Origin of the sequence: Bacteroides cutis (assembly GCF_900241005.1) — a bacterium.
GTDB lineage: Bacteria > Bacteroidota > Bacteroidia > Bacteroidales > Bacteroidaceae > Bacteroides > Bacteroides cutis.
Window position 1 is genome coordinate 1 of the sequence record NZ_OEST01000014.1, and the last position, 7,280, is coordinate 7,280.

Annotated in this window: 4 protein-coding genes; 1 reads left to right on the top strand and 3 read right to left on the bottom strand. The window is 34.1% G+C overall.

Going from position 1 to position 7,280, the window contains the following annotated elements:
• Positions 1–562 precede the first annotated feature (562 nt).
• The 3 genes from C1A09_RS16005 to C1A09_RS16015 form a co-directional block, all read right to left on the bottom strand.
• A complete protein-coding gene (locus tag C1A09_RS16005; protein WP_101546172.1) occupies positions 563–2,065 on the bottom strand; it encodes a RagB/SusD family nutrient uptake outer membrane protein in 1,503 nt (500 codons plus the stop codon).
• 17 nt (positions 2,066–2,082) lie between these two features.
• Complete coding sequence (locus C1A09_RS16010; RefSeq protein ID WP_281258255.1) at positions 2,083–5,181, bottom strand: SusC/RagA family TonB-linked outer membrane protein; 3,099 nt, start codon at positions 5,179–5,181, stop codon at positions 2,083–2,085.
• A gap of 133 nt (positions 5,182–5,314) precedes the next feature.
• Positions 5,315–6,499: a site-specific integrase gene (locus C1A09_RS16015; protein ID WP_101546176.1), complete on the bottom strand. Its 1,185-nt coding sequence runs from the start codon at positions 6,497–6,499 to the stop codon at positions 5,315–5,317.
• A gap of 453 nt (positions 6,500–6,952) precedes the next feature.
• Between C1A09_RS16015 and C1A09_RS16025 the strand changes: the two genes are divergently transcribed.
• A partial coding sequence (locus C1A09_RS16025; RefSeq protein WP_180949241.1) for a carboxypeptidase-like regulatory domain-containing protein occupies positions 6,953–7,280 on the top strand: 328 nt, incomplete at its 3' end.

Consider the following 7,280-nt stretch of genomic DNA (forward strand, 5'->3'; position numbering starts at 1 on the left):
AAGCTACAACCATTACTTCATCAAGTACCTCTGTATCAGATTTCATCACAATTTTTAAATGAGGCTTTATCGCTACCTCTTGTGTCTGCATACCAATATAAGAAATCTGCAAAGTCTTCGCAGAACTACAAAATATATAATACACAGATAAACAATATGTTGCAAAAATAGAAATATGTTCTGCTTTTTGTGAAGTAGTTGCTAGAAGTTACTACAGAACAAGCTAAAGTATTTTTGCTCTACTTTTGAGCTACTATATACTAAGGTATAATACAGAAATACAGATAGTTATAAAATAAATTATTCTAAAACCCAATTTTAATAATTATACTAGGAGTCTGTTATATGTCATCTTTGTTGAATATTTTCATAATAAAAATGAAAAAAGAAAGAAATGGATAAGCTCAATAAATATTGATAACCATATTTATTCTTCTGTATCTATTTTTTTAATAATCTTTGAGAAGTTCTATAAAAGAATTTTAGTTCGATTTGAAATTCATAGAAAATAAAAGAGACTGTATTTAAATACAGTCTCTTTTATTTTTATAGGAGTTAAATCTTAATCAGCCAAGTTTGGATTATTAGTAATTTCTCTTTCTGGAATATTAAAAATTAAACGTTTGTCATCATAACTGTAAGTTCTACCTGGAAGCATTGCATCTTCCTCACAACGGGTGATAGACTTTTGGAAACGTTTCATTGTCATTAAGCCACGACCTTCACCCCACATTTCAAGACGCCAATTATAATAAATCATATCCAACAAATCAGTCTGATTCATCAAAGCTACTTTTTCTGCTACAACCTCATCACGTTCATCCAGTAAAGCTTTCAAAGAGGTTCTAGCAGCAGGTAGTTCATTGTCACGTGCATTAGCTTCTGCATTTATGAGATACATTTCAGCAACACGCATATAAACTTCATCATTATACCATTCACGATTACCCATAATGCGCTTAGAGTCATAGAATTTCCACCAGTTTGTCAATTCATACTGTTCACCTTCTGAACTATACTCAGTAAACCACTTCTTACGTACATCGGACGCAGGTATTGAATTGTACAATGCTGTATCCACTAATTTCTCTCCACCTGCATAAGCATAGCTATAGGTGAACAAATCCATGTGTCCCCAGAAAGTTGGAAGTGCCGGAGAATTACTTGTAGTCAAATCAATTCCCCACATCCATCCAGAAATATTAATTGAAGCGAATCCTGATTTAATGATTTCTGTTTTGTCCATTAAAGTATATTCATGAGAATCAATAACCTCTTGGGACAGTTTAGCAGCATTTTTGTAGTCTCCCATAGTTAAATAAACGTATGCCAACATACCTTTGGCTACATCTTGGTTGATTTGATCTTTCGCACCAGAAGGGCGTTCAAAACCCTCTAATAGAGGAATAGCGTCTGTCAAATCTTTAACAATCAAAGCATATACATCTTCTACCGATGATTTTTTTACAGCTTCTGAGGTCAACTGAGTGCGATAGACAGGTATCGCCAAAGCTGTTTTATCTTCAGTATATGGTTTTGCATACAGATTTACTAAATTGAAATAAGAATGAGCCCTTAAAGCTTTAGCTTGACCATAGTATATTTTACTTTCGTCACCTTCCGGAATTATATCATCACCTCCGGCAGCATCCAATATCTCGTTAGTCGCTTTAATTAATTTATAATAATATCTCCAAAATTGATAAGAATATGAGGTTGCTGTAGCTGTTGTACAGGTCAGTGCACCTGCAGCCTCAAACCAACCGTAACCCTGTTGCATAATAACCATATCACCACTCATTAAGTCAGTAGCGATATCTACAGATTTCTGACCAAAGTCATCATGTCCTCCAGTACCACCGGAGTTCATGGCAAAAGTTGTAGAATAAGTGCCTAAAGCTTGTCCCATTAGGATATTAGGATTCCATTTTGCTACTTCTTGCAAATCTTCCGAGGTAATATAATCCGACGGTTTCTTTTCCAAGAAAGAATCGCTACAACTACCCAATAGGAGCATTAAACTTAATGCCGTAACTGGAATATAATTTTTTATATTGAATTTCATAACTCTTATTTTTATTGTTAGAATTGAATTTTAATACCTCCCATAATTGTACTTAACGGAGCATATTGGCTTCTTCCCGATTCACCGGAGTCATTTTTATTATCGTCATTCACATTGTCACTATTTCCAGAAGATGCCATTGAGACATATCCCTTACGTGCAGATAGATATAACAAGTTATCACCTGAAACAAAGAAACTAAGTTCAGAAAGGTGCAGTTTTGATACAATATTCTTAGGTAGTGAATAACCTATTCTTACATTTGCAAGGTTTAAGAATGAACGACTCGTCAAGAAGCGTGTAGAGCTAGCATTGGCATAATTCGTATCATCGGCACCTCCACCATAATCATTTGCTAAGCTTGGAACATTGGTGATATCACCTGGTTTCTGCCAACGACTTTCGATATCTTTGTGCCAATTATACGATCCGGCAGTACCACTATGCATCATTGCCGCATAATTATAATCATAACCATATCCCCCTATACCATAAGAAAATGTTGCATTAAAGGTGATGCCTTTTGCATATAAATCAAATCCAAAACCTCCTTGTAATGCCGGAATACCAGACTTATTAACAAATTTTTTAGTAGCTTGACTCCAATCACTTGTCTGTTCAACTTCAAGTTTATTAATTTCATTTTTAGACTTATAAGTTTCCATATCAGTAATCAAATCTCTATCACCATTCGGTTTTACGTTGTAGTATTGATTATATAATGCAAATCCTGTCTCCGGATCAACACCGGCATATTCACGAATATAGAAATCATATAAAGAATGACCTTTGGTCCAACCATAATAAGTACTGATTTCAATAGGCTTTTCTTTACCTGTGGTCTCATCAATAGGCATTTGAGTCATTTCATTCTTATAGTAACCTCCATTTACGCGGAAATCAAACTTATAATCATTCTTGTTTAACAAGTGGGCTGTCAGTGAGAATTCAACTCCTTTATTTACTAATGCTCCATCATTTACAGGATATGACGCATAGCCTAAAGAAGGAGCAACTTGCTTCATAAACAACATATCAGTTGTTTTTTTGTAGAAATATTCTACTTCACCTTCCAATACATCAGCAATGTTGAACTCAATACCTGTATTAATAGTACTACTTCTCTCCCATGTCAAATTAGGATTGCCTTTAAACTTAAAACTAAATGTATATTCATCATTCAAGTTATTAATAGTATAAAGATCTTCATAAGGATAGTAACCTGCTACAACCGGAGAAGTTATAAAGTCTTGATTACCTAACACACCCCAACTTAATTTGTATTTCAAATTTTTCAGCCATGAGATATCTTTCATGAAATCTTCATTAGTTATAGCCCAAGCGGCACCTACAGAACCGAATACTCCCCATTTATTTCCTTTCGCAAAACGTGAGCTACCATCTGCACGAAGGGTTCCATGGAGAAAATATTTATTATCATAATCATAACGTAATTGACCAAAATAACTTTCGATGGAATAACCATAAGTATATGATTCCAGATAATCCATAATTACACCGTTACTCCACTCAGTGTTGTCTGGTCTAACGATTTTAGATTTACCACCATAAGCTACAGAGGTCTTACTACTTGTTGATTCATGAGCAACAAAAGCATCAAAATTATGTTTATCAAAACTTTGTCCCCAAGAAAGAATTTGGTTGGCTGTGAAATTTAAATAATTAGTCTGATATTTTACAATTTGTCCTTTACCGGCACTATCCCCATAATATGGATTAGTAAGTTCATTTTCTGCTGAACCTAAGTACTGTAAACCAACATTGGCAGTCAGCTTAAAGTATTTCAGGAATTTAGCTTCAAAAGATCCATTACCATTAAATTGATGAGAAACGATTTCGTCTTTATCCAATAGCAATGCTCCTGCAGGATTGATACCAGCCCCAAAAGGACGTTGGTATCCTGAATTCATACCATAGTCATACTTATTTCCTCCGATATTTGTATCTTGTACAATATTTCCATCTGCATCACGTTCAAAAACGGGGAATAGCGATGGCATACCGTTTATAAATTGAAAACCATTATTCATATTACTGTCAGATTGTCCTGGCTTGTTAGTTTCCATATATGCATATGCCATTGATGTAGTAGCCTTTAACCATGGAGTAATTTGGTTACTCATATTATTACGTACATTAAAACGCTGGTAATCTGAAGAAATATAGTAGCCCTCATCTTTCAGATAACTGAAAGCTGTATAATGAGTCATTTTTTCATTACCACCTGATATTTTTACGTTTGCATCTAATTTTTGTCCTGTACGGAAAATATAATCTTCCCACTTCTCTGGAGTATATTTACGCATAATTCCACTATTAAATCGACCGGTACTTGGATCAATTAAATCGGCACCATTGGCGCTCCACATATTATAAATAGGGGCAATACCATATTTTGCTTGGAAAAGATTACTAGATGCCCATGCGGCAGATTGATTGGCATCCATTCCTCCTGCATTGACAGCATAGTTTTTCAGGCTTTCCCATGTGAGCTCCGTATACCGTTCAGGACTTTCAATCACGTCATACTGTGGTATCAAGCGCATATTGGCACCATATTTAACTTCTGCTTCAACATGAGTTTTACCAACTTCTCCTTTTTTAGTCGTAATCAATACTACACCATTGGCAGCTCGTGAACCATAAAGAGCTGTAGCAGTTGCATCTTTCAAAACTGTCATAGAAGCAATATCACTTGGGTCGATACCACTCAAATCTGCTTCAAAAGGAATACCGTCTACAACATATAGCGGTGCACGGCTTGAATATGCAGACCCTAAACCGCGAATACGAATACTAGCATTAGTTCCTGGTTGACCAGAAGTAGACATAACTTGAACACCGGCAACCTCACCACTAAGAGCTTTAGAAAGTTCTGTTGGATTTTTTAATGAAATCTTTTCACCTTTAATTTCTGTTGCCGAACCTGTAAATGAACGTTTTGTCGCTCCACCATAAGCAACGATCATAACTTCATCAAGTAGCTTATTATCAGAGTACATTGTTACTTTTACATGTGGTCTGATAGCCACTTCTTGTGTCTGCATACCAATATAAGAAATCTGCAATGTTTTCGCAGAACTTAGCTTTACGATTTTTTCATACTATGAAAACTTTGATTTTAATAATGAAAAATGTAGACATGTAAAAACAGAAAAAGGGTATAACCCTAATAATTATATGGCTACACCCTTTAATTGTTAGGACCATACTAATAGAGAAGGATAACTACATCTTTTTATGTGATGACAATAATGAATGATTTTTCTCTAAATCATGAACAATAGTCATATCCATAATATTAGTGTATACTTGTGTGGTCTTCACGCTTTTATGTCCGAGTAACTTTTGTACTGTAGTTATATTTACCCCATTATATATGAGTAAAGTCGCATTAGTATGGCGCGCAGTATGAAATGATATTTTTTTTGATAATCCGGCTAATCTGGATATAATGATTAAATCTTTATTTACGTTTGAATTATCTCTTAAGTGGAAAAATTCTTGAATATTATCTCGGTATTTATCAAGTATCACAAGTCCTTTACCACCAAAGAGGAGATAGAGAGGAAGTCGTACTTCTGTCCCCGTTTTTATAGATTTATATAGTAACCAAGTTTCTTGATGAATATCTACTATACTATCAGGTGATAGATTTATGAAATCAGAATATCGCATGCCTGCATAACAACAAAATAAAAACGCATCTAAAGTTTTTTGATATTTCATACATCTTCCTGTCAAACGTAATTTTTCCAGTCTTTCCAGTTCTTCAGGGGTCAAGTGCGTATGTTTATTCTCTACGGTTTTAATTTTATATTTTCGAAAAGCATATTTCTGTATTTCTATATACTCTTTATTAATAGCGACATTTATATGGCGTTTCAGATGTTTCATGTGTTTCGCAATGGTATTGATATGATAACCTTTTGACTGTAGAAAATGCTCAAATGACGATATAAACTCAAAAGTTAAGTCAGAGAATATAACGTCTCTTTTGAATTCTTGCAGTAACATTAGAGTAGAAAGATGATTACGCCTGGTGCTTTCTTTCAGAGAAGAATTCATTACTTCTTGCTTGAAAAAGGGGATAAATGAAGTGTTGTTTTCTCGTGCAGCTAATGTGTCCTTCAATAACTCTAAAGATATACGTTTACCCTGTTGCCATAGTTCTAGTTCCTTTTTTTCGATCATCGCTACATATTCATATATCAGTCGGTTAAGTGCATCTGCATTGGGATGATTTTTTACAACCAATTTTTTGGTATCCCATTGTTCTGGTTTTAAATAAACCTTAGTTGAAAAATACTTTTTCTTTCTATCCAAATAAGCCTCTACTTGCACCAATGCCATTCCTTTTTTATTAAGGCACTTCTTGCGATTGTACACTAAATTGTAAATAATTTTACCCATTTCTATTTATTTTAATTAATACTATAAACAAATAAGACGATATTCTGTGCAAAATGAGGTTTGAATAAGAATTAATATCTGTCAAAAGTGACTTTACATTTCATTTTCTTAAGTGGATTTTGTGTGTAGAAATACACAATTTGTCTAATGAAAAAGGGTGTAAAACATGAAGATGAGGCTTCTTTTTAACCATTTTGTTTTAAAATGTGTGTATTCAAGCAAAGAAACTGCTATAAATATAAAAACACAGTGATACCAAACATGTCTTTTTTTAAGCTTTTTAAATATGCAAAAACTGTTATTCAGCATAAAAAGCGGGCTTTTATTAACGATTTGACAGAATTACAAGGTTTTTTTATTAAAACAATTGTCCGTTTCAGTTTTATTAATATATTTGCATTTTGTTAGAGTAAAGAAACAATTAATGTAAAGTTAAACTTTAAGAGAGAATTTATGAAAAGAAAATTAATGCTGTTATTAGCCTGTCTTTTTGTAGGAATAGGCTTAGTAACTGCCCAGACGCAGAAAGTCACAGGTGTTGTGATTTCTGAAGAAGATGGGCAGCCAGTTATTGGAGCCTCTGTATTGGTAAAAGGTACACAAATTGGTGCAATTACCGGTGTAGATGGTGATTTTACATTACTGAACGTACCAAGTTCTGCGAAGACTTTGCAGATTTCTTATATTGGTATGCAGACACAAGAGGTAGCGATAAAGCCTCATGTGAAAGTAGTTATGAAGCCCGATTCTAAGTTATTGGATGAAGTAGTGGTTACTGCTG